Here is a 20,688-nt window from a genome sequence, read left to right as displayed (position 1 = left end):
AGTAAAAGATTTCTATAAAGCGAGTGATAATATGAGTATTTTCATTTTAGAAGATGATGTCATACAAGCGCAGCAAATGAAGCGGTTAGTTGAAGAGATTTGTGAGAAATATATGTTGCCGTACGATTTTATCGAAGTAACTAGTAAAAGTGAAACTATTATTAAAAACATTCCAAGGGCGACTCATGTACCGATATATTTTTTAGATATTGAGATTAAAAGAGAAGAACGTAAAGGGTTGCAAGTAGCACAAGAGATTCGTAAATATGATACACAAGGGATTATTGTGTTTGTAACAACGCATTCTGAATTCGCACCAATCTCGTATCAATATATGGTATCAGCGCTAACATTTATTGATAAAGGTTTACCTTATGAAGAACGCTATCAAGTTTTTGAACAATGTTTGCTTCAATATGAGGCACGTAATAAGGCTGCTATAACTACGGATGATTTTATTGTTGAAAATAGTAATGCTACTGTGCGAGTGCCATTTCATACAGTCGAATATATTATGACCGATGAACCACATCGTTTAGCTTTAGTGATGTTAGATCGTATCGTTTATTTTTATGGAACATTAAAAGAGATTGAAATAGTAGATGAACGGTTATTTCGTTGTCATCAATCATATGTCGTGAATACGAAGCAAATGTCTTCTTACGATGCGAAGCAAAAAATGTTAGTTTTAAAAAGTGGGAAACGTATTCCAGTATCACGGCGTTTAGTGAGTAAAGTACGTAACATGTTAAAGGGTGAGATGTAATGTATATTTATGATTTATTTGCAATACTGCTTACTAGTATGAGCCATACGTTTTTATACATTCAATTAATTCGGTACAATAGATTGTCAGTTAGAATGTTAATAACTTTAAGTGCGGTATTCATTATTTTACTCGCGATTGTTGTAACAGTAACGAGATATCCAGAGTTGAATAGTACCATTGTGTTATTTCTAATAAGTTTAGGATTAATGCAAAATGAATTGAAATTTAAGCATAATTTATATTTTGCACTAGTGAGTATGGTGATTATAACGTTAGTGAAAATGTTGCTTTTCGATTTAGGAATGAAAATCTTTATGTTAACGCCATTCAATTTATATTCATGGACAGGTAGCATTATTCACCTTATCGTATCAACCCTTACTTTTATAGGTATTGTATTAGCTCGTAAACGAATTCAAAGCATTGCTCAGTACATAGTAGGAAGTCCACTATATTATATTACTTATATTTTGTTAATTGTCGGGTTTATTATTGAACTAATTTTGACTAGACCATCCACTGATTTTTTAGCAAAGTTAAATCAACAATATGGTGAATTAAGTTACATATCAGCAATTGTATTGTTTTTTATATTACTACTTATTGTATTACTAAGTTCACATTTGGCGAAAGAGAAGTTAGTGGAGGAGCATGAAAAACGTTTAGATAAAGAATTGCTCGATTATGTTGAGAAATTAGAATCGATGCATGATGAATTGGCTAGTTTCCGCCACGATTATATTAATGTGTTACTTGCGTTAGAGGCGGGAATACGTACAAAAAATGTGAATGAAATCGCGCAAGTGTATTATGGCGTTATTACTCCAACTTTAAAATTAATAAACGATCATGAGCTCGATATTGCGAAATTATCTCGTATAAATATACCTGAAGTGAGAAGTGTATTGAGAGCGAAAGTTGGTACTGCCCAGCAACAACAAATAAAAGTAATGCTTGATATACCGGAGAAAATTGAAAGTGTTTCGATGACGATCATTTCATTTATTCGCATCATTTCAGTTTTAGTAGACAATGCAATTGAAGAGGCAGTACATAGTGAGGAAAAGATATTGCAAATCGCATTTTTTGAAATGGATTCACAACAATATTTTATCGTACGTAATAGTTCAAAGAGTGAAGCGATTGATTTGCAAAAAATTTATGAGAAAAACCATTCAAGTAAAGCAGGATCGAGAGGATACGGGCTATTTTCATTAAAACGGATTATGAATAAAACAAATAACGCGACGTTAGAAACAACTTATGTAAGTCCTTATTTCACGCAAACACTCATATTAAAAGAGATGAAATGACCATCTATGATGAAAATGAAACCGAATAGGAAAGAACTACATACTTCCTTCACTCGTTTATATACACTTTAAGTAAGAGGTGAAGCGAGATGAATGGTCTTATTTTTACAACAATGATTAGCTTTGGTTTACCGCTTGTAGCACTTTTCTATGCTGTTTGGAAGAAACGCTATATCCCGTATATGTTAGGTGTATTGGCTTTTGTTGTATCGCAAATATTGATCCGCATACCAATACTGAATTATGTAAATGGAACTAGCACAGATTTTCAAATGTTTTCAGTAATGCAGCCTGTATTATTTGTACTTTTGCTTAGTTTATCAGCTGGTATTTTTGAAGAGGTAGCCCGTTTTATCGCAATGCGTTATTTTATGAAACAACGAGATTGGAAGTCTGGTTTTTTATTTGGAGCAGGGCATGGTGGTATTGAGGCGGTGTTGATAGTTGGTATCCCGGTAATATCTCTATTATTGTCACAAACAGTCATTCAAAATGGTGACAGTTACTATTTCGGCGGTATTGAGCGCATCTTCGCGATGATATTGCATATTGGACTTTCCTTCATTGTATTACAAGCTGTCGTCCAAAAGAAATTCCGTTATGTTGTATATGCAATTCTCATCCATGGGACCGCAAATGCATTAGCTGGCATTATATCTCTATATGTACCAGGGAAAAACGGGATCATTATGTCAGAAGTTTCAATAGCAATTTGTGCTTTACTCGTTTTTAGTTATAGTTTTATTTTAAAAAGAAAGGGTGTATGAAAATGAGAAGAATGTTACTTATTATTATAAGTGCTATCGCGGCGTTCGCGCTTGCAGCATGTACCGGTAATAAAGTAGATGAAAGTACATCAAAAAACTTTATTCCGAAGGCGGAAGAAATTGTATCATTATTAAATGAAGCAAAGTATAAAGAAGTACATGAAAAATTTGATAGTAAAATGAAATCAGCCTTATCAGAAGAGCAAATGAAAGAACTTACTCCTATAATTGAAAAAGCTGGTACATTCGAAAAAATTGAGAAAAAATCGATTGAAGAAAAAGATGGTTTATATACTGTTATTCTTGTAGCAAAGTATAGTAAAGAACAACGTACCTTTATCGTAACTTATAACGATAAAGAAGAAATAGCTGGGTTAGTAATTAGGTAGAAATGTAATGGCAGATAAGGTGGTTGTGTCCACTTTATCTGTTTTTTTGTTTTAACTAAAATATGGTTATTCATGCTAATATAAATTCATAGCTATAGAGAAGGGGTAGGTTAGTATGAAAACTGAAATAGTTCCTAAAAAGAAGTACAGTATGATAAGTTATATATCTTTACTCATCGGCATTTTATGTTTTCTTTTCGTTTTTATTACACCGACAAGGATAGCCAATGTGGGTAATGTAGTGGGAGATTATATTACAGTTGCCCTCACAGTTGCAGGTATCATACTTTCTAGCATTACGATGACGAAACAAACAGAGAAGAAGGGGATTGCTATTATTTCAATAATACTGTCCTTATCATTATTTATATTTTGGATTATCACGATTATATTATTGTTTACTGGTCAAATTAGTTTTGCGCCGTAATATGCAATAAAAAGAGTCCTTCTCGTATGAAGGACTCTTTTTATTCGATGTCTTCTGGTTGATATTCTAAAATATCCCCAGGTTGGCATTCTAATGCTTTACAAATAGCATCTAAAGTTGTAATTCTAATTGCTTTTGCTTTTCCATTTTTTAATATAGAAAGGTTAGCCATTGTAATTCCAACCTTCTCCGAAAGCTCTGTTACACTCATTTTTCTTTTAGCTAACATTACATCAATATTAATTATTATTGCCATGTTATTCACCTCAGACCGTTAAATCATTTTCTGATTTTATATCTATCGCATCTTTTAAAAGTCTTTGGAGAACCGCAGCAAAGACTGCGATAACCATTGAAGCAAAGATTAGGAGCATGCCAAGTATAATAATGCCTGGTGCATCATCTCTCTCTGCTACAAGATAGAAGAGTGGCATACCTACCACATATAAAATACTGATTGTTACTGCGCAGTTTTTTATCTTTTTTAAAGCCCTAACAGATAATTTCGAGAAAGCGTTACCCTTGTCAATGAAGCTTACAAGTTTAAAGGCTTGATATAGAGCAAAATAAAAAGGTATCACGGTTGCATATAGATTGATTAAAACAAGATATTTTATAAATGCAATATCCGGGAACAATTCCGCTGCATATTTCCCTATGTTAGGAACTAAAAATATACATAAAGCAAGAACAGGGATTCCAATCAGAATAATAGCTGTCTTTAAAAAGAGTGTTGATCCTTGTTTCATATAAAGCACCTCATTTGAATATTATCTATTTAATCTAACATGAAATTTATCGTTTAACAATAAACTTTTATTTATTATAATCTTGTTTTTATTGTTAAACCAATTTTGTATTTTAATGAAGATAATCATTCCTTCTTTCTGTAAATGATGTTATGTTAAAAGTAACGATTAAGTCGTTCTTATCCCGCTATTTGTGGGAGTCGGGCTGCCCGTAAAAGCCCGATTGGTGAAGGCTAATAATCAGTGGGGATTGAAAAACCCCCTCTGATTAAAGTTTCACTTTATAGATAATAATTAATATGATTATACCTTTAGAATTTCTTCAACTACTACAAATAAATGAACAGTAAAAAGCCGATTATCCTTTAGATTACAAGAAATCGGCTTTTTTATATAAAAGATCGCTTAGCGTACGAAAATCGCTTTTTGTTGGCAGTGCCCTGTCACAATCAAGCTGAGAAAAACAAATAATCCAAAACGAGAAAATTCTTAAGTTGATGGATGTGTGATGCTACTCCTATGTTAAGGTTCGAGTCATTTGAAACAGCAACCTCTATATTGAGTGGTGTTAAAGCGACGTATATGATAAAAAAGATGTATCGCTTGTAAAAAAATTGCATCACCTTGAATGAGCTAATACGACAAGAATCCGTTTCGGGCCTAATTAGGGAATGCAGTACAGATCAGTATATAGTATACAAGTATTCCCTTTCTATAAATACGGTATGTTTTTAATATAATTAAAAGAAAATTTTTGTGTTCTTTAATATGATGTGACATAATACCAGTTTTTTTCTATTTTTGTGATTTCTTTATATTCATTATTAAAGTCGTATTTGTTTGGTTTAGTATCATTGGGTGTATAAATAAATCCTGAAAAATTATCTAATATACCACGATAAGTAAAAAAGAAAACAGAAATACCATTTTTATTTTGTTGAATAATTACATCCCCACCGTTTTTGGAAGTGGATGCAAACTGTTTAGGTAAATGAATTTGTCTACTATCATAATGAACATTAGGAGTTAACTCTTTATGTTCTATACGTGCTATAACTGTTTCACGGTCTTCTTTATAGATAATAAAATCTAAATTTATATAAATCTCATTAAATGGTATACATATCCAAGTAATTATTATGATTAATTGAATAATTAACGGTTTCCAATTTTTGTATTTGATAAGATGTATGATTGTGAAAATTAATATCAAGAAAAACAATCCATGAACTATTATTGAAAGAAATGGCATAACAAATGGGGTAAGGAATTCAACTAAATACCATTTGAAAAAATGATAAAGTATAAGAGCGAGACCGCTTATTAATGTAATTTTGGTTAAATTCTTATTCAAATTTTGAATCTCCTTTCTATACTAAAAACTATGTGATTTTAGTATGAATATAAAATATATTTTTTCATAAATTTCCCTTGTTTTCATTTTATTAACTTTGTGTGATTAATATTTTGAATATATCATAGATTTAAAATTAAATAAACGGACGTTGAATTTTTATATTTTATATAGAATAACAGTTAAATAAAAGTGAGGGAAGTTTTCAAAATAGACTAGTTTTTTATTTGAAATGTAATTTGATTAGTTTCATGAAATAGATCCAGTTCCGGTAAAATCAATTGCAACAAGTGAACATTACGAGACTAAGAGGAGCATATCAAAGTCGGTGACACCGACTTATGGGACAGTTCACTTCTGATTGTGGAAACGGGGCAGTACAGAAGTGGAAAAATTCTGTGTTTCTTTTTAATTAATATATTTATTGGGAAAAACTTCGAAATTTCCGGCACAAATGCTCCTTCTATCCTATAATAGAAGCTATTCTGGACGTAAGCAATTTGTAAGGAATGAGTAAGAAAAAAGAGATTTTCATAGTATAAAATATTTATTATACCTGCGTATAACACCTGCTACTAATAATGTGTTATAATACGAATTAGCAACATAAAGGAAAGGAATTAGAAAAAATGACCTTACAAAATACTAAAAATTTAAAAAAACAAGTTGCTCCTTTTGAAAAATCAACGGCAAAAAAAAGTGTTTGGCAAATCATCAATACGGTAGTGCCATTTATTATCTTATGGTACCTTGCTTATAAAAGTTTGTCCGTTTCTTATTGGTTAGCATTAGTTCCAGCTGTGTTAGCCGCTGGATTTATGACACGGGTTTTCATTATTTTTCATGATTGTACCCATCATTCTTTCTTTAAAAGCCGTCGTGTAAATAGAATAGTAGGGACATGTATGGGTGTTTTAACTTTATTCCCGTTTGATCAATGGGGGCATGAGCATTCCGTTCATCACGCTACAAGTGGTAATTTGGATAAGCGAGGTACAGGAGATATTTGGACGCTTACAGTGAATGAATATTTAGCAGCGCCATTTAGACTCCGTTTAGCATATCGTTTATATCGCAACCCATTCGTTATGTTTGTGTTAGGTCCGATTTATGTTTTTCTACTTAAAAATAGATTTAACAGAAAAGGTGCTAGAAAGAAGGAACGCATGAACACCTATTTGACGAATGTTTTAATTGTTGCTTTAGTAGGGTTACTTTGCTGGGCAATCGGATGGCAATCGTTTCTTTTAGTACATGGTTCCATATTCTTAATAGCAGGTTCAATAGGTATTTGGCTGTTTTACGTACAGCACACATTCGAGGATTCTTATTTTGAAGAAGATAAAGAGTGGGAATATGTGAAAGCGGCAGTGGAAGGAAGTTCTTTTTATAAACTACCTAAAATCTTGCAATTTTTAACTGGTAATATTGGATTTCATCATGTTCACCATTTAAGTCCAAGAGTACCTAACTATAAACTAGAAGAGGCACACAATAATACGCTTCCTTTAAAGAATGTACCAACGATTACTCTTGCTACAAGTTTGCGGTCACTCCGTTTCCGTCTTTGGGATGAGCAAAACAACAATTTTGTTAGCTTTAAAGACGCCAAAAAATTAGTGAAAAACAATGTTTCTATTCCAGTAAAACCAGAACTATAACTTCATCAAATATGACTGACTCCCCTTAATCATTTTCGATTTAAGGGGAGTTTTTGTTTAACTAGTAGATGCACGATATGGAGAAAACTTAAATGATTTAAATTGTAATGGAGGTGGATTAGGAATAGTAGGTATTAATATTAGAGGACGATAAAAATATTATGTTAACAATTTGAGGCGATTGATATTACTTTTTTCAATAGATATTATGCTTAGTCTCTGAGTATATTTCATCTGGTGTGCATCATGTCTTACAAGAAACGTATGATTTAAAACTTAATACAATCTGCAGCAAATACATATAAAAATGATGTTACCTTAATGATAAAAGGGTATTACGCTATAAAATAAATGATAATAAGAACAGTAAAATTATTTTAAGATAACAAAATACAAAACGGACAAACTCAATTATCCTTGAATTTGTCCGTTCAGTTACTGGTGAAAAAGGAGGAGTATGTAAATGTAATGTACATATAGTCTAAAACTGTTTAAAGATATGTGAATGTATTTAAAGTGGGTTTCTTTACACTTATTTATTACTTTTTAGTTTGCCTAGATAGTTCAACAGACTTTTGCGTACAACGCTGCATAGCTGAAATGATTGCTGTTCGTAAGCCTTTTTCCTCTAATGTTGCTACAGCTTCTATCGTTGTTCCGCCAGGAGAACAAACCATATCTTTCAATGCACCTGGATGTATTCCTGTTTCTAGTACCATTTTTGCAGAGCCGAATACAGCTTGAGCTGCGAATTTATATGCTTGATTTCTTGGCATACCATCTAGTACGGCAGCATCTGCCATCGCTTCTATAATCATATATACGTATGCTGGCGAAGAACCACTTACAGATGTTACAACGTCCATTAATTTTTCGCTTACAATCTCTGTTTGACCAAAGCTATTGAAAATGTTTAGCACATCTTCTAAATCTTTTTCTGTCACCATTTCATTAGGGCATAACGCAGACATTCCTTCTCCAACAAGAGCAGGGGTGTTAGGCATTACTCTTACAACCTTTAATTTTTTAGCAAAAGCTTCTTCAGTACTTTTAATGCTTTTCCCGGCAGCGATCGTTACGACGATAACATCGTTTTTGATTATTTCTTTTATTTCGTTAATGATTGATGCGTATAGGTCTGGTTTAATTGATAAAATTAAAATATCAGCATTTTTAGCTACTTCATTGTTGTCAGTAGTTGTAGTTAGCCCATATTTTTCACTAGCATTTTTTAAATTCGTAGTGTTTAAATCCGAACAAAGAATATTATTTGCAGACACTATCTTTTTGTTTAGCATCCCACCAATCATAGCCACTCCCATATTTCCGCAACCGATGAATCCAATTTGTTTATCCATAATAACTCAATCTTGCTCCTTTTATAATAAATTATATCATTTTGAAATTGTTATCTTAAAATAACAATAACATCTCCATACAATATAAAGAATCATTCTAAGAGAATATATTCCTTTTTGCAACACCAAAAGTTGAAAATCAATTATATTCGACATTATGTAAATATATACACTTTAATTTTAGGTTTTATGTTGATGAATATGAGGTAAACTTATATCGATTTGTATTTTCATTCAGTAGGGTAATAGTTTCATACAAGTAACTTGCCGCTCTATTTATTTTTAAAAATACTTCTTGACACCAAATCAAATTATATCGCATAATATAAAAAATTAAACCGAAAATCGTTGAAGGGAAATAGTACATATGTCTTCTTGCGAAAGAGAGTGGAATTCACCGGCTGAAAGATTCCTCGTATAGAATGTATCGAACCTATCCCTGAGTCTTAAATGAAAGTTTAGGCGTTCGCCTGCGTTATAGGCGCCAAGTGGATATCTATGTATATCAATTAAGGTGGTACCGCGGAACAATGACCGTTTCGTCCTTTTTATTTTATTAAGGGCGAAGTGGTCATTTTTATTTTGCTCTTTAATAGGCTAGGTGCAGCACTGATAAGAATAGAAGCCGCTGTAAGCTGTATGAATAGAAGTGAAATTTATAAAAAACTTTGATTTTAGACTTGGGGGATAAAAAAGTGAAAAAACAACGAATTGTTGTAAAGATTGGGAGCAGTTCCTTGGCAGCAAGTCATGGAGGCATCTGTAAAGAACAACTTTCAGATCACGTTACTGCATTGGCACGATTGAAAGAGGAAGGGCATGAAGTTTTACTAATTACATCCGGGGCAGTCGCTGCAGGTTTTTCTGCTCTAGGGTATCCTAGCAGACCTGTGACAATTAAAGGGAAACAGGCTGCTGCCGCTGTCGGGCAAAGTTTATTAATGCGGGCATACACGGAGGAATTCCGTAAATATGGTATCGTTACTGCACAACTTTTACTAACGAGAAGTGATTTTTCTAGAAAAGAACAATACAGTAACGCTTACGCTACTTTAGGAGAGCTACTAAACCGTTCTGCTCTTCCTATAATCAATGAAAATGATTCCATTTCTTTAGAAGAGCTGACGTTCGGTGATAATGATATGCTGTCAGCTTTAGTAAGCGGACTTGTTTCGGCAGATATGCTCATGATTTTTACAGATGTGAACGGTTTATATGACCAAAATCCTCAGAAAAATGCGGATGCGAAAAAATATCATTTCCTTCCTGAGGTAACGGAAGAAATTGCTTCTCTTGCAGGAGATGCGGGCTCAAAACTTGGGACTGGCGGTATGAAATCAAAAATCGATGCTGCAAAGACGGCACTATCTCTTGGAGTGAGTGTATTTATCGGAACGGGATGTGGACAGGAGAAGTTTTTAGATGTTATGAAGGGCAAAGGTGATGGAACATATATCGGGAATGCTCCTCAAAAAGTGATTAAGATAAACAAGCAATGGATCGCCTTACATTCGCTTGTTAGCGGACAAATTGAAGTAGATGCGGGGGCAGCCACTGCCATCATTCAACATGGAAAGAGTCTTCTTCCTGCTGGTGTTACAAATGTGTCAGGATTTTTCCAAGTGGGCGAAGTCGTGGAAGTAATCACGCAACAAGGGCGCGTAATAGGAAAAGGACAATGCACATATAGCGCAGAGGAACTAAAGGATCTAAAAGGTATGCAGAGCCAAGATATTCAAGCAAGAGGGGAAAGGCATAATTATGAAGTCATCCATAGAGATCACTGGGTTTCATTTTAAGAAAAGAGAGCACTCAAATTTTAATGGGCAGGAAAGATTTAGATACTGGTGTTAAATGGTTCTCAAATAAAAACTGATTAACCTTAAAAAGGAGGAAATAAAAATGAATGAAGTGTTGGCAAAGGGGAAAAAGGCGAAAGAAATTGCTAGAGAACTTGTACTTAAATCTACAAATCAAAAAAACGAAGCACTTGCTGCGATTGCTGATCAGATGATAGTAGAAACAGCTTATATTTTAGAGGAAAACAAACGGGATATTGAAGAAGGGAAGACAAAAGGATTTTCTGATTCTCTTCTTGATCGCCTTATGCTGAATGAACAGCGTATCATTGATATGACTGAAGGTATTAAGCAACTAATTGATTTACGTGATCCTGTTGGAGAATGTGTTAGTGCATGGGAACGACCAAATGGATTATCTATTCAGGAGATGCGCGTACCACTTGGTGTTGTCGGAATGATTTACGAGGCAAGGCCGAATGTGACAGTGGATGCTGCTACAATTTGCTTGAAAACAGGAAACGCAGTAATACTGCGTGGTAGTTCTTCTGCTATTCATTCTAACAAAGCCATCGTTAGCGTTATTCACCGAGCGCTTAAACAAACAAGCTTGCCTCCAGAAAGCGTACAGCTCATAGAAGATACAACGCGCCATAGTGCAAAGCAGTTGTTTACATTGAATGAGTACTTGGATGTTCTTATCCCAAGAGGCGGCAAGCAGTTAATAGATACTGTAGTGAGAGAAGCGTCTGTTCCAGTACTTGAAACAGGTGCGGGAAATTGTCATATTTTCATTGATGAAACAGCGGATAAACAAATGGCATTTAATATTATTATAAACGCAAAAACGCAGCGTCCATCTGTATGTAATGCAATTGAAACGATTATACTTCATGAGAATTGGGCGCAACAATTTGGTAGCGAGCTATTTTCTTCCTTGAAGGAAAAAGGCGTGGAGCTACGTGGTGATAATAAAGCATTGGCAATTGATTCTTCTATTGCATTAGCTTCAGAAGAAGACTGGGAAACAGAGTTTTTATCTCTCACACTGGCAGTTAAAGTGGTTTCCACTATGGAAGAAGCGATTCATCATATAAATACGTATGGATCCATGCATTCCGAAGCGATTATTACAGAGAACGAGGAAAACGTCAGTAAGTTTTTCACATCTGTTGATGCGGCTGCACTGTATCATAATGCATCAACTCGTTTTACTGATGGATCTGAATTCGGATTCGGCGCAGAAATTGGCATCAGTACACAAAAGCTACATGTAAGGGGACCAATGGGGCTACCTGCATTGACTTCCACAAAATATGTGATTCGTGGAAATGGACAGATTCGGAGATAAGAATTATAAAAGAACAAGTAATAAGATGAAGACACCCAATTCAGTTTAAGTGTCTTCATCTTATTACAATTATTCATTTACCATACAAAAAGCCCCACAAGCATAGCGCTTAATAAGGAAACAGCCATTCCGCTAACAAGAAGCTTCCAAACATTTTTACCGATTATTGATGATTTTTCCCCGCCAAATAATGAATTGTAAGTTCCATAAATCATACCTACTGTACTAAAGTTTGCAAAAGAAGCTAGAAATGTAGTTGCAACTGCAATTGTATGTGGTTGTAAAGACTTTAGGTTTGATTTTAAATCCATCATTGCAACAAATTCATTCGTTGTTATTTTTATCCCCATTAATTCAGCTACATACATAGCATCTTTTCCTGATAAACCGAGTAAAAAAGCAAAGGGGCTAAAGATAATAGAGAAGATTTTTTGAATTGTTAAACCTGTTACAAAAAAGCTCAAAATACCATTTAAACATGCTGTTAAAGCTACATACCCAATTACCATCGCTAAAATAACAATAACCATATTCATCCCAACTAACATACTGTTTGAAATAGTAGAAAAGAAATCTTTTTTTTCATTTTTTGAAGGTGAATAAATAACATCATCTTCTTTAGTAACTTCTACAGGATTTAAAACATTAGCCAAGATTAATGCGTTAATACAGTTTAAAGGAATAGCGCTGAAAATATATGTTGCTGGAACCATTGATAGATAAGCACCAAGAATGGATCCGCTGACGCTACTCATACTCATAATTCCAAAAGTCAACAAACGATTTTCTTTTAACACAGATAATTGATCACGAACAACTGCAAGTGCTTCCGTATTTCCTAAAAACATCATTTGAATGGAAAAGAAGCTTTCTAACTTTGGTAAACGAGAAATCTTTGAAATGATTGCACCAACTTTATCAATAATCCAAGTTAAGATTCCAAAATACGAAAGAATATCAAAAAAAGTGATAACAAAAATGATAGGAAGTAAGGCGCTAAAGAAGAAATCAACTGTTTGATTTTCCATAGCTGAAGGAAATGCAAATCGAATACCTTCATTCGCACATGATAGTAGCCAACTGAAAAATGACGCAATTTTATTAATGATAATACTGCCCAATTTCGTGCCTAACATAAACCACGTAATAAAAAGCTCCAATATTATTAGAATAACGATTGGTCTCCATTTTATTTTTCTTTTATTAGGCGAACATAGGAAAACGATTAATATTACAACGAAAATCCCTAACATATTTAATATGAAATGCATGTCAACAACTCCTTGAGGCTTATCCCGCATTAACAGGCAGTAAGACTTCCACCTCAAAATTCGCGAATGCGAGGGAGTTGGTGGGAGTTAACTGCCCATAAATGCCCGATTGGTGAAGGCTAATAATCAGTGGGGATGGACAAAACTCCCACTGATTAAAGTTTCGCTTTATTATTTGTATATAAAAAAGCCTCTATTCTTCCAAATTTGGATTATGATCAGAAGTTATGAAGAATGTAAATTATGTTTGGGATTAGTCTATTTCAATTTATGTACTAAAAATTAATGTTTTTTCGCTTTATAAAGGATATGTATTAATAATGTAAAGCAACAAAATAAATCTATTGGTAGAACGAAGGAGAATTAATAGCTGCATCCATTTTTAAATTGTTTAGGTGAAATACCAGTATGTTTTTTAAAAATCTTTGTAAAATGACTTTGGTCGTGAAAATTTAATAATGTAGAAATTTCGGATATAGAATGTCTCGTATAAGTCATTAACTTTTTTGACTCATCTACTTTGGCACGCTGAATATATTCATTTAGAGAAATTCCAACTTCTTTTTTGAAAAGGGAAGATAGATAACTAGGGTTTAATGTGACTATTTCTGCAAGGATAGTTAGTGTAATATCACCATAAAGATGAGCAAATATATAATTTTGGCATTCGTTTATAGGTTTGGAATGTTGCTGCATTGTACCATTTTTGACACGTTCTGCAAACTCAAGTAAAGCATTCTCCAAAAAAGGGGCAATGGCTTCATTTTTATGTATTTCTTCGAGTTTTTGTATAAATAAATCGCTAAGAGTATATGCGATTTCAGGGAAAAGTCCTCCTTCTATCGCAGATCTAGTTGCAAGTGTAATAGCTGCAATGGCAGAATTTTTTTGGCTTCGCAGGTGACTCGTCTTTGATAACACCCCAAGCTCTCCTGATTCAGGTAATCTCCTTAGATTTTTAATTAAATCATCCTTTTTCCCTTGCTTAATACACTCAAATATTTTCCTCTCAGCTAGTGGATCGATATGAGTTAATGTACTTTGTCGTTGCTCCGATATATGTATTTCAGGCTGTTCAATTTTAAATTCCACCTTTTTTACAAGCATGTTTTTTTGCAGAACATCTGCTATGTTCAATTGTTTCTGATACAGCATGTAATAAAGCACTAAACTTATATTTAAAAAACTCAAATTATTTAATACGGGTAGAGAACGATAATATCGAATCATTTCTTCTTTGTCTATTTTTAGTTGAAGATCATTAACGATACCTTTAATTGATGTTTCTGATAGCCTGGAATAAAGGACGGGTCCAACAATGATGTTCCCACTAATTTGGTCGTTCAAACGCAGATTAATTGCGAAAAAATTTTCAAGAAAGGCTGTCTCTTCTAATGACGGAAAAGTAAAGGGAGGCTGTTCTTTAAATATTTCATTAAGTATCGCCTCTTTTGAAGAATACATAGGGTTATGCTGAATATTGGACGAGATTTCAAATACTAAATCTCCATTGTTATTAAGAAAATAGACAGGTGTTTTATGTACGTCAAAGACTAATTTACAAATATAATATAAATCCTCTAGTTTGGAGAAACTCATTATTTTAACCTCTATTCTTTAAAAATCAGCTAAATTTTTTACCAGTATTCTAAAAAATATACCATAACATCTAAAAAATAATAACTATAATGACATTAAGAAAACGTTTACTTAATTATTTTTTAGGAGGGCTATCATGAAAAGGGATATTAAGAAAATCATTTCACAAATGACATTAGAAGAAAAGGCAAGTCTATGTTCTGGATTAGACTTTTGGAATACAAAAGGGATTGAGCGATTAGGAATTCCTTCAATTATGGTAACTGATGGACCACACGGACTTAGAAAACAGGCAGAGGGAGCAGATCACTTAGGGATTTATAACAGTATTCCAGCGACTTGTTTCCCTTCAGCAGTAGGATTAGCAAGTACATGGAATAAAGAATTAATAAAACAAGTAGGAGTTGCATTAGGAGAAGAATGTCAGGCTGAAAATGTAGGAGTTCTCCTTGGACCAGGTGCAAATATAAAACGTTCGCCGTTATGCGGAAGAAACTTTGAATATTTTTCAGAGGACCCGTATTTATCATCACAAATGGCTGCAAACCATGTTAAAGGCGTACAAAGTCAAGGGGTTGGAACGTCATTAAAACATTTCGCTGCTAATAATCAGGAGCATCGCAGAATGTCAGTAGATGCAATTGTTGATGAAAGAACATTGCGTGAAATCTATCTTGCTAGCTTTGAAGATGTTATTAAGGAAGCACAGCCTTGGACAGTAATGAGCGCTTACAACAAAGTGAATGGTGAATACGCTTCGGAAAATAACTATTTATTAAATGATATTTTAAAAGATGAATGGGGATTTGAAGGTTTTGTTGTTTCTGATTGGGGTGCAGTAAATGAGCGTGTTGCAAGTCTAGCGAACGGTTTGGAGTTAGAAATGCCTTCAAGCTTTGGAATTGGTGAGAAGAAAATTGTCGACGCAGTTAACTGTGGTGAGCTAGCTGTAGAAAAGCTTGATCAAGCAGCAGAGCGTCTTCTTTACATTATTTTTAAGGCTTATGATAACCAATTAGAAAACGCTGTGTATAGTAAGGACGCACATCATCAGCTTGCAAGAGAAGTTGCAAGTGAAAGTATGGTTATGTTACAAAATGAAGCTTCCATTCTTCCGCTGAAAAAAGAGGGAACGGTAGCAGTAATTGGAGGATTTGCAAAGCAACCACGTTTTCAAGGTGGCGGAAGCTCTCATATTAATCCAACAAATCTTGAAAGTATTCTCGAAGAAATTGAAACGGTATCAGGTGAAAAAACGAACATATTATTTGCCCAAGGCTATGACATTGCCAGTGATGATGTAAATGAAAGCATGGTTAATGAAGCAAAAAAAATAGCAGAGCGAGCAGATACAGCGGTCCTTTTCGTTGGACTTCCAGATCGTTATGAATCTGAAGGCTTTGATCGAAAACATTTACAAATGCCAGAAAATCATGTGCAATTAATTGAGGCTATCGCTGAAGTTCAAAGTAATGTCGTTGTAGTTTTAAGTAACGGTGCTCCAATTGAAGTGCCATGGATAGGTAAAGTAAAAGGAATACTTGAAGGCTATTTAGGTGGCCAAGCATTAGGCGGGGCGATTGCCGATATATTATTTGGTGATGCGAATCCAAGCGGGAAATTAGCGGAAACATTCCCGAAAGTGTTAAGCGATAATCCTTCTTACTTAAACTTCCCTGGTGAAGGGGACAAAGTGGAATACAAAGAAGGTGTGTTCGTCGGATACCGTTACTACGATGCGAAAAATATTGAACCGTTGTTCCCATTTGGTTTTGGATTAAGCTATACAAATTTTGAGTATAGTAATCTTTCAATAAATAAGAAAGAGATAACGGATACGGACACTGTTTCTATCAGTGTGAACGTGAAAAATACTGGCAGTATAGCAGGGAAAGAAATTGTTCAACTCTATATAAAAGATGTTGAAAGTACAATGATTCGTCCTGAAAAAGAATTAAAAGGATTTGAAAAAGTAGAATTGCAGCCGGGAGAAGAAAAAACGGTTAACTTTACTTTAAATAAAAGATCATTTGCTTATTATAATGTTGAATTGAAGGACTGGCATGTTGAAACAGGTGAATTTGAGATTTTAGTAGGAAAGTCTTCAAGAGAGATTGTTTTACACGATAGTATGTATGTTCAATCAACAGCTATAATTCAAAAAACAGTGCATCGTAATACGTTACTTGGGGACATATTTACGGACCCAATCTTAGCACCAATCGCAAAAGGGCTTATGGAAAAAGCATTAAAAGACAGTCCGTTTGGTAGTATGACTGAAGGGGATAGTGATGCCTCTGAAATGATGGACGCTATGCTGAACTATATGCCATTACGAGCATTAGTGAACTTTAGCGCAGGTGCTTTTACAGAAGAAATGTTAAGTGAAATAATTGGGATATTGAACGATGCGCAGATGAATTGATAAGCGGCGAATGCGAGGAAGTTAGTCGGGAGATAATGGCCCGGAAATGTCTAATTAAAGTTTTACTTTATCCATTGAACATTATTTGTTGAATATTAATTAAGCTTAATAATTCATTGCAGGATGTTTCTCCAGCACGCAAAAAGGCAAATGAGAGTTAGAAACTCATTTGCTTTTTTTGTACTTATTTTGCTAAATGTAGAATCATATGCTTATCTATCATCTTTAATCATTGCTTATAAATATGAACGATGAGATGGCCATGAACCTTGGAGTTTACGAAGTTGTATAATTTGACCTGTATGATATGCATCGTGCAATAGGATATTCATATATTGTTGCCAAACTGGTAGAGACGGACTTGGTTGATCCAGTTCTGCTTCTTGAAGGGATGTTAATGAAGATTGTAAGGCATCATGTACTTGGAGTGTTCGCTTCACTGTTTGTTGCCAAGCATCATCATCATTAGGTCCACCTTGGAAAAACGTGTCATCATTATTTTGTGGAGCAACAAATGTGTCATCTTGATGTAAGCGGGAAAGTAAGCGCTCTTTAAAGGTTAGTAAATGGTTTGCATTTTCCCAAATCGTATTACTGGCCTTTCCTTCTGGGTGCCAACATGCTTGTGCAGCGGTAAGATTCTTTAACGCTTCTGATATCGGTGGGTACCATTCTTCTTCGTAAAAAACTTGCTTGACTCCATTTTGCAACATTTCTTTTTTACTCATTCGTATAGCCTCCTTAACTATGAGATAGACCGGCAATAAGTGTTAGAGAAATTAGGTAGAAACGTACCTACTTATCATCTGATTGATGTTTGGAAGTTTCTAAAAGAACAATACGGCGCCGTTGTAGCAATTGCAAAAATAAACTTATGCTTTCAAAATCATTTTTATAAACGTAATAAATTCTCCTTTCTCTTCAATAAACCTGCCTCATAGTTGAACAAGAAAATTAACTGCAGCTTAAATTTAAAACTTGTAGCAATATAAAATTTCAGAAAGTTTTAAAATTCTAAAAAATTAGAAGGTATAATTCGATAAAAATAGAATTAAATACATAGCAAATAAGGAGGGGATAAAATGGAAGTCTTTCACGTGACGAGTAGAAAGAGGGAAACGTACAACGTTGAAATGAAGTATTCGATACTTTTCGAATGCGCACTTGGCATTGCGGCAATTACTCATAAGAGGTTAATCGATACTCTTGAAAAGACTCAAAGTGAATGGGAAGAAATTAGAAAATCGTTACCTCATGAAATGATAGAACATTTACAATTTGTCGAGAGGCATAATACGTGGAAAGCGTTGCTTCAGTTACTGTATGATGGAGATTTTACGGATTTAACTCAGTTTATTCATAATATCAATTCGCTATCGGAAGTAGATTTTAAATATGTGTGCTTACCGTTTTTAGGAGAAATCCATCAAGAAAAAAGACGTTTAGCCGCAAGCGGAGAAGCATCTGTAATACACGAACTAAAGGAGCTGACACATGATCATCAGTTTTTCTCTACGTATATAGAGTTTGTATGTCATGCCGATGTGCGTGAACTAAAAACGCATTTAATTGCCGTTATGACAGGGTGGTATGACAGTGTTGTTAAAAAAGAGGCAGAAGAAATTGTTTCTATACTAGAGCGAGATTATGAAGCGAAAAATGAAATGAATAAAAAGATGCAACCGGAAGAGTTTGTAGAGTGGGCAACAGGTGGCGTTACATATATGCCAGAGCCAAGTGTTCATCACGTACTTCTTATCCCGCAAATTACATACAGACCGTGGAACATAGAAGCTGATATTGAAGATACGAAAGTGTTTCATTATCCAGTCGCAAATGAAAGTATACATCCAGAAGATCCGTATGAGCCGAGTTATTTTTTAGTTCATAAACATAAGGCGCTCGGGGACGAGGCAAGGCTTCGTATTGTAAAACTACTCTTTGAACAAGAGCGTACGCTGCAAGAAATAACGGAAAGATTACAACTAGGAAAATCGACAGTACATCATCATTTGAAATTGTTACGTTCAGCAAAGTTAGTTGATATTCAAGACGGGAAATATGTATTGAGAAAGAAAGCAGTGCAGTCTTTAGCGAAAGAATTAGATGCATTTTTGAATAGATAATATACAACGAGAATGTACATAAAGGGAGGAATTTAATAGAAAAGTTGGTGAGCTATAGTGAAAAGTGTATTGAAAAACCGTTCATTCTTTTATATGTGGATTGGTAGTGCAATTTCAGAATTAGGCGGGGCTTTCGGGACGTTATGTAATTCAATTCTTGTATATGAGTTAACAGGATCGAAAACAGCATTAAGCAGTATGTGGTTACTATATCTAATTCCTTCTCTCATACTGCAACTTATAAGTGGCCCATTTATTGATAAATGGAGCCGAAAGTGGATTATGATTTTTTCGCAATGGATGCGGGCATCTGTTTTCTTACTGCCTTTGGTGATGCTAGTTACTAGCGGTATAGAAGTTTGGCACATTTACGTTGTCCAAATTATAGTTGGTCTCATTACGCCTCTTTATACCCCTGCGAGCCAAGCGATTACACCAACTGTTGTGAATAAAGAGCAGCTTCAAGACGCGAATGCGTATATTGATGGAATGACTCGTCTTATGATGTTTCTCGCGCCAGTAATAGGTGGTATCGTCATTAAATTTATTGGAATCGAACTTACGCTATCTTTCGTATGTATGTGTTTATTTATAAGCGGAGGATTATTGCTTTTCATAAAAGAAAAGAGGGTACAGCAAGAACTTCGAAAAACGTGGCTAGAGCAGTTTCTTCACGGCTTTACATACTTTTTCACAAAACCAGTTATCGTTTGGCTTGGTATCTTTCTAACATTCGTTCAATTTGGAGTAGGAGTAACGATGGTTACGAATCTTCCTTATATTAAAGACGAACTATCGGCAGGGTATGCTGAATACGGTTATTTTATGGCAGGATTCCCACTTGGCTATGTAGTTGGTTCCATGTTAGTTGGGAAAGTGAAGTATAGAAGCCGTAGATTACTTATGCTTGGAGGATTATTCGTAGGGGGCCTTACTTACATTTCACTAGGTTTAAATAATAGTATTATTATTGCGATTGTAATCGAGGTAATTGCTGGTATTTGTATTTCATTTTTCAATGTTCATAATACGACGATATGCCAACAAACTGTCCCAAATAATATGATAGGAAAAGTATTTTCAGTGCGATTATTTTTCATACGATCGGCAATGCCATTAGGTGTGTTATTAGGGGGAATACTGAGTGAAATGTGGGGAGTGAGAGTACTATACTTTATCATTGGCTCGATTATATGTGTCACTTCTTTAATAGGAATATTGCTTCCGTATTTCAAATTTTTAGATGAGGCGATTGAAGAGAAGTCAGCATAATTCTAAAGATTTGAAACTTTATAATTGAAAATAATTATCATAATCAATTATAATAGAA

Annotated in this window: 18 protein-coding genes and 1 other annotated feature; of the genes, 11 read left to right on the top strand and 7 right to left on the bottom strand. The window is 34.3% G+C overall.

Annotation, left to right across the window (positions count from 1 at the left end):
* Positions 1–31: 31 nt before the first annotated feature.
* The 5 genes from MR155_RS10320 to MR155_RS10300 all read left to right on the top strand — a co-directional run bounded on the left by MR155_RS10320 (position 32) and on the right by MR155_RS10300 (position 3,665).
* On the top strand, positions 32–766 hold the full coding sequence (locus MR155_RS10320; protein ID WP_242309575.1) for a response regulator transcription factor: 735 nt from the start codon (positions 32–34) through the stop codon (positions 764–766).
* On the top strand, positions 766–2,082 hold the full coding sequence (locus tag MR155_RS10315; protein ID WP_242309573.1) for a GHKL domain-containing protein: 1,317 nt from the start codon (positions 766–768) through the stop codon (positions 2,080–2,082). The genes MR155_RS10320 and MR155_RS10315 overlap by 1 nt, the downstream gene beginning before the upstream one ends.
* Positions 2,083–2,171: 89 nt before the next feature.
* The gene (locus MR155_RS10310) at positions 2,172–2,849 is read left to right on the top strand and encodes a YhfC family glutamic-type intramembrane protease (protein WP_242309571.1); all 678 of its coding nucleotides are present in this window, start codon (positions 2,172–2,174) and stop codon (positions 2,847–2,849) included.
* 2 nt (positions 2,850–2,851) lie between these two features.
* Positions 2,852–3,238 (top strand): DUF3887 domain-containing protein, encoded by a 387-nt coding sequence (locus MR155_RS10305; RefSeq protein ID WP_088039640.1) that lies wholly within the window; start codon positions 2,852–2,854, stop codon positions 3,236–3,238.
* Positions 3,239–3,353: 115 nt separating this feature from the next.
* Positions 3,354–3,665, top strand: coding sequence for a hypothetical protein (locus MR155_RS10300; RefSeq protein WP_242309569.1), 312 nt, complete (start codon positions 3,354–3,356; stop codon positions 3,663–3,665).
* Between the two features lie 40 nt (positions 3,666–3,705).
* On the opposite strand, the gene MR155_RS10295 is transcribed toward MR155_RS10300, so the two are convergent.
* The 3 genes from MR155_RS10295 to MR155_RS10285 form a co-directional block, all read right to left on the bottom strand.
* Positions 3,706–3,921, bottom strand: coding sequence for a helix-turn-helix domain-containing protein (locus MR155_RS10295; protein ID WP_076538460.1), 216 nt, complete (start codon positions 3,919–3,921; stop codon positions 3,706–3,708).
* Between the two features lie 10 nt (positions 3,922–3,931).
* Entirely contained in the window at positions 3,932–4,414 is a 483-nt protein-coding gene (locus MR155_RS10290; RefSeq protein ID WP_002032872.1) for a DUF2975 domain-containing protein, read from the bottom strand.
* Between the two features lie 763 nt (positions 4,415–5,177).
* The gene (locus MR155_RS10285; RefSeq protein WP_242309567.1) at positions 5,178–5,768 is read right to left on the bottom strand and encodes a hypothetical protein; all 591 of its coding nucleotides are present in this window, start codon (positions 5,766–5,768) and stop codon (positions 5,178–5,180) included.
* 629 nt (positions 5,769–6,397) lie between these two features.
* Here MR155_RS10285 and desA point away from each other — a divergent pair.
* The gene (gene desA, locus MR155_RS10280) at positions 6,398–7,429 is read left to right on the top strand and encodes a Delta(5) desaturase DesA (protein ID WP_242309565.1); all 1,032 of its coding nucleotides are present in this window, start codon (positions 6,398–6,400) and stop codon (positions 7,427–7,429) included.
* 539 nt (positions 7,430–7,968) lie between these two features.
* Here desA and proC read toward each other — a convergent pair.
* Positions 7,969–8,787, bottom strand: coding sequence for a pyrroline-5-carboxylate reductase (gene proC, locus MR155_RS10275; protein WP_242309563.1), 819 nt, complete (start codon positions 8,785–8,787; stop codon positions 7,969–7,971).
* Positions 8,788–9,126: 339 nt separating this feature from the next.
* Positions 9,127–9,337, top strand: a binding site (T-box leader).
* Positions 9,338–9,482: 145 nt separating this feature from the next.
* Here proC and proB point away from each other — a divergent pair.
* Both proB and MR155_RS10265 read left to right on the top strand, forming a co-directional pair.
* A complete protein-coding gene (proB, locus tag MR155_RS10270; RefSeq protein ID WP_242309561.1) occupies positions 9,483–10,586 on the top strand; it encodes a glutamate 5-kinase in 1,104 nt (367 codons plus the stop codon).
* 103 nt (positions 10,587–10,689) lie between these two features.
* Complete coding sequence (locus MR155_RS10265; protein ID WP_242309559.1) at positions 10,690–11,937, top strand: glutamate-5-semialdehyde dehydrogenase; 1,248 nt, start codon at positions 10,690–10,692, stop codon at positions 11,935–11,937.
* A 77-nt stretch (positions 11,938–12,014) separates the two neighbouring features.
* On the opposite strand, the gene MR155_RS10260 is transcribed toward MR155_RS10265, so the two are convergent.
* Both MR155_RS10260 and MR155_RS10255 read right to left on the bottom strand, forming a co-directional pair.
* Complete coding sequence (locus MR155_RS10260; RefSeq protein WP_078203511.1) at positions 12,015–13,208, bottom strand: NupC/NupG family nucleoside CNT transporter; 1,194 nt, start codon at positions 13,206–13,208, stop codon at positions 12,015–12,017.
* 363 nt (positions 13,209–13,571) lie between these two features.
* Complete coding sequence (locus MR155_RS10255) at positions 13,572–14,807, bottom strand: helix-turn-helix domain-containing protein (protein ID WP_242309557.1); 1,236 nt, start codon at positions 14,805–14,807, stop codon at positions 13,572–13,574.
* Between the two features lie 136 nt (positions 14,808–14,943).
* Between MR155_RS10255 and MR155_RS10250 the strand changes: the two genes are divergently transcribed.
* A complete protein-coding gene (locus MR155_RS10250) occupies positions 14,944–17,232 on the top strand; it encodes a glycoside hydrolase family 3 C-terminal domain-containing protein (RefSeq protein WP_242309555.1) in 2,289 nt (762 codons plus the stop codon).
* 236 nt (positions 17,233–17,468) lie between these two features.
* Here MR155_RS10250 and MR155_RS10245 read toward each other — a convergent pair whose 3' ends face one another.
* Positions 17,469–17,960: a DinB family protein gene (locus MR155_RS10245; protein ID WP_219302836.1), complete on the bottom strand. Its 492-nt coding sequence runs from the start codon at positions 17,958–17,960 to the stop codon at positions 17,469–17,471.
* A gap of 354 nt (positions 17,961–18,314) precedes the next feature.
* Here MR155_RS10245 and MR155_RS10240 point away from each other — a divergent pair, with 354 nt between their 5' ends.
* Together MR155_RS10240 and MR155_RS10235 are read left to right on the top strand one after the other, a co-directional pair.
* The gene (locus MR155_RS10240; RefSeq protein ID WP_242309553.1) at positions 18,315–19,358 is read left to right on the top strand and encodes an ArsR/SmtB family transcription factor; all 1,044 of its coding nucleotides are present in this window, start codon (positions 18,315–18,317) and stop codon (positions 19,356–19,358) included.
* A 57-nt stretch (positions 19,359–19,415) separates the two neighbouring features.
* Complete coding sequence (locus tag MR155_RS10235) at positions 19,416–20,630, top strand: MFS transporter (RefSeq protein WP_242309551.1); 1,215 nt, start codon at positions 19,416–19,418, stop codon at positions 20,628–20,630.
* The last annotated feature ends 58 nt before the right edge of the window (positions 20,631–20,688 follow it).

The organism is Bacillus cereus group sp. BfR-BA-01331 (genome assembly GCF_022663915.1).
Classification (GTDB): domain Bacteria; phylum Bacillota; class Bacilli; order Bacillales; family Bacillaceae_G; genus Bacillus_A; species Bacillus_A mycoides.
Note: the sequence above shows the minus strand (reverse complement) of the source record. Positions and strands in the feature narration are given on the sequence as shown.

What these genes read in the sequence shown, in the direction of transcription:
- MR155_RS10320 (WP_242309575.1), top strand. Translation starts at nt 32, where the DNA reads ATGAGTATTTTCATTTTAGAAGATGATGTCATACAAGCGCAGCAAATG.
- MR155_RS10315 (WP_242309573.1), top strand. Translation starts at nt 766, where the DNA reads ATGTATATTTATGATTTATTTGCAATACTGCTTACTAGTATGAGCCAT.
- MR155_RS10310 (WP_242309571.1), top strand. Translation starts at nt 2,172, where the DNA reads ATGAATGGTCTTATTTTTACAACAATGATTAGCTTTGGTTTACCGCTT.
- MR155_RS10305 (WP_088039640.1), top strand. Translation starts at nt 2,852, where the DNA reads ATGAGAAGAATGTTACTTATTATTATAAGTGCTATCGCGGCGTTCGCG.
- MR155_RS10300 (WP_242309569.1), top strand. Translation starts at nt 3,354, where the DNA reads ATGAAAACTGAAATAGTTCCTAAAAAGAAGTACAGTATGATAAGTTAT.
- MR155_RS10295 (WP_076538460.1), bottom strand. Translation starts at nt 3,921, where the DNA reads ATGGCAATAATAATTAATATTGATGTAATGTTAGCTAAAAGAAAAATG.
- MR155_RS10290 (WP_002032872.1), bottom strand. Translation starts at nt 4,414, where the DNA reads ATGAAACAAGGATCAACACTCTTTTTAAAGACAGCTATTATTCTGATT.
- desA (WP_242309565.1), top strand. Translation starts at nt 6,398, where the DNA reads ATGACCTTACAAAATACTAAAAATTTAAAAAAACAAGTTGCTCCTTTT.
- proC (WP_242309563.1), bottom strand. Translation starts at nt 8,787, where the DNA reads ATGGATAAACAAATTGGATTCATCGGTTGCGGAAATATGGGAGTGGCT.
- MR155_RS10265 (WP_242309559.1), top strand. Translation starts at nt 10,690, where the DNA reads ATGAATGAAGTGTTGGCAAAGGGGAAAAAGGCGAAAGAAATTGCTAGA.
- MR155_RS10260 (WP_078203511.1), bottom strand. Translation starts at nt 13,208, where the DNA reads ATGCATTTCATATTAAATATGTTAGGGATTTTCGTTGTAATATTAATC.
- MR155_RS10255 (WP_242309557.1), bottom strand. Translation starts at nt 14,807, where the DNA reads ATGAGTTTCTCCAAACTAGAGGATTTATATTATATTTGTAAATTAGTC.
- MR155_RS10250 (WP_242309555.1), top strand. Translation starts at nt 14,944, where the DNA reads ATGAAAAGGGATATTAAGAAAATCATTTCACAAATGACATTAGAAGAA.
- MR155_RS10245 (WP_219302836.1), bottom strand. Translation starts at nt 17,960, where the DNA reads ATGAGTAAAAAAGAAATGTTGCAAAATGGAGTCAAGCAAGTTTTTTAC.
- MR155_RS10240 (WP_242309553.1), top strand. Translation starts at nt 18,315, where the DNA reads ATGGAAGTCTTTCACGTGACGAGTAGAAAGAGGGAAACGTACAACGTT.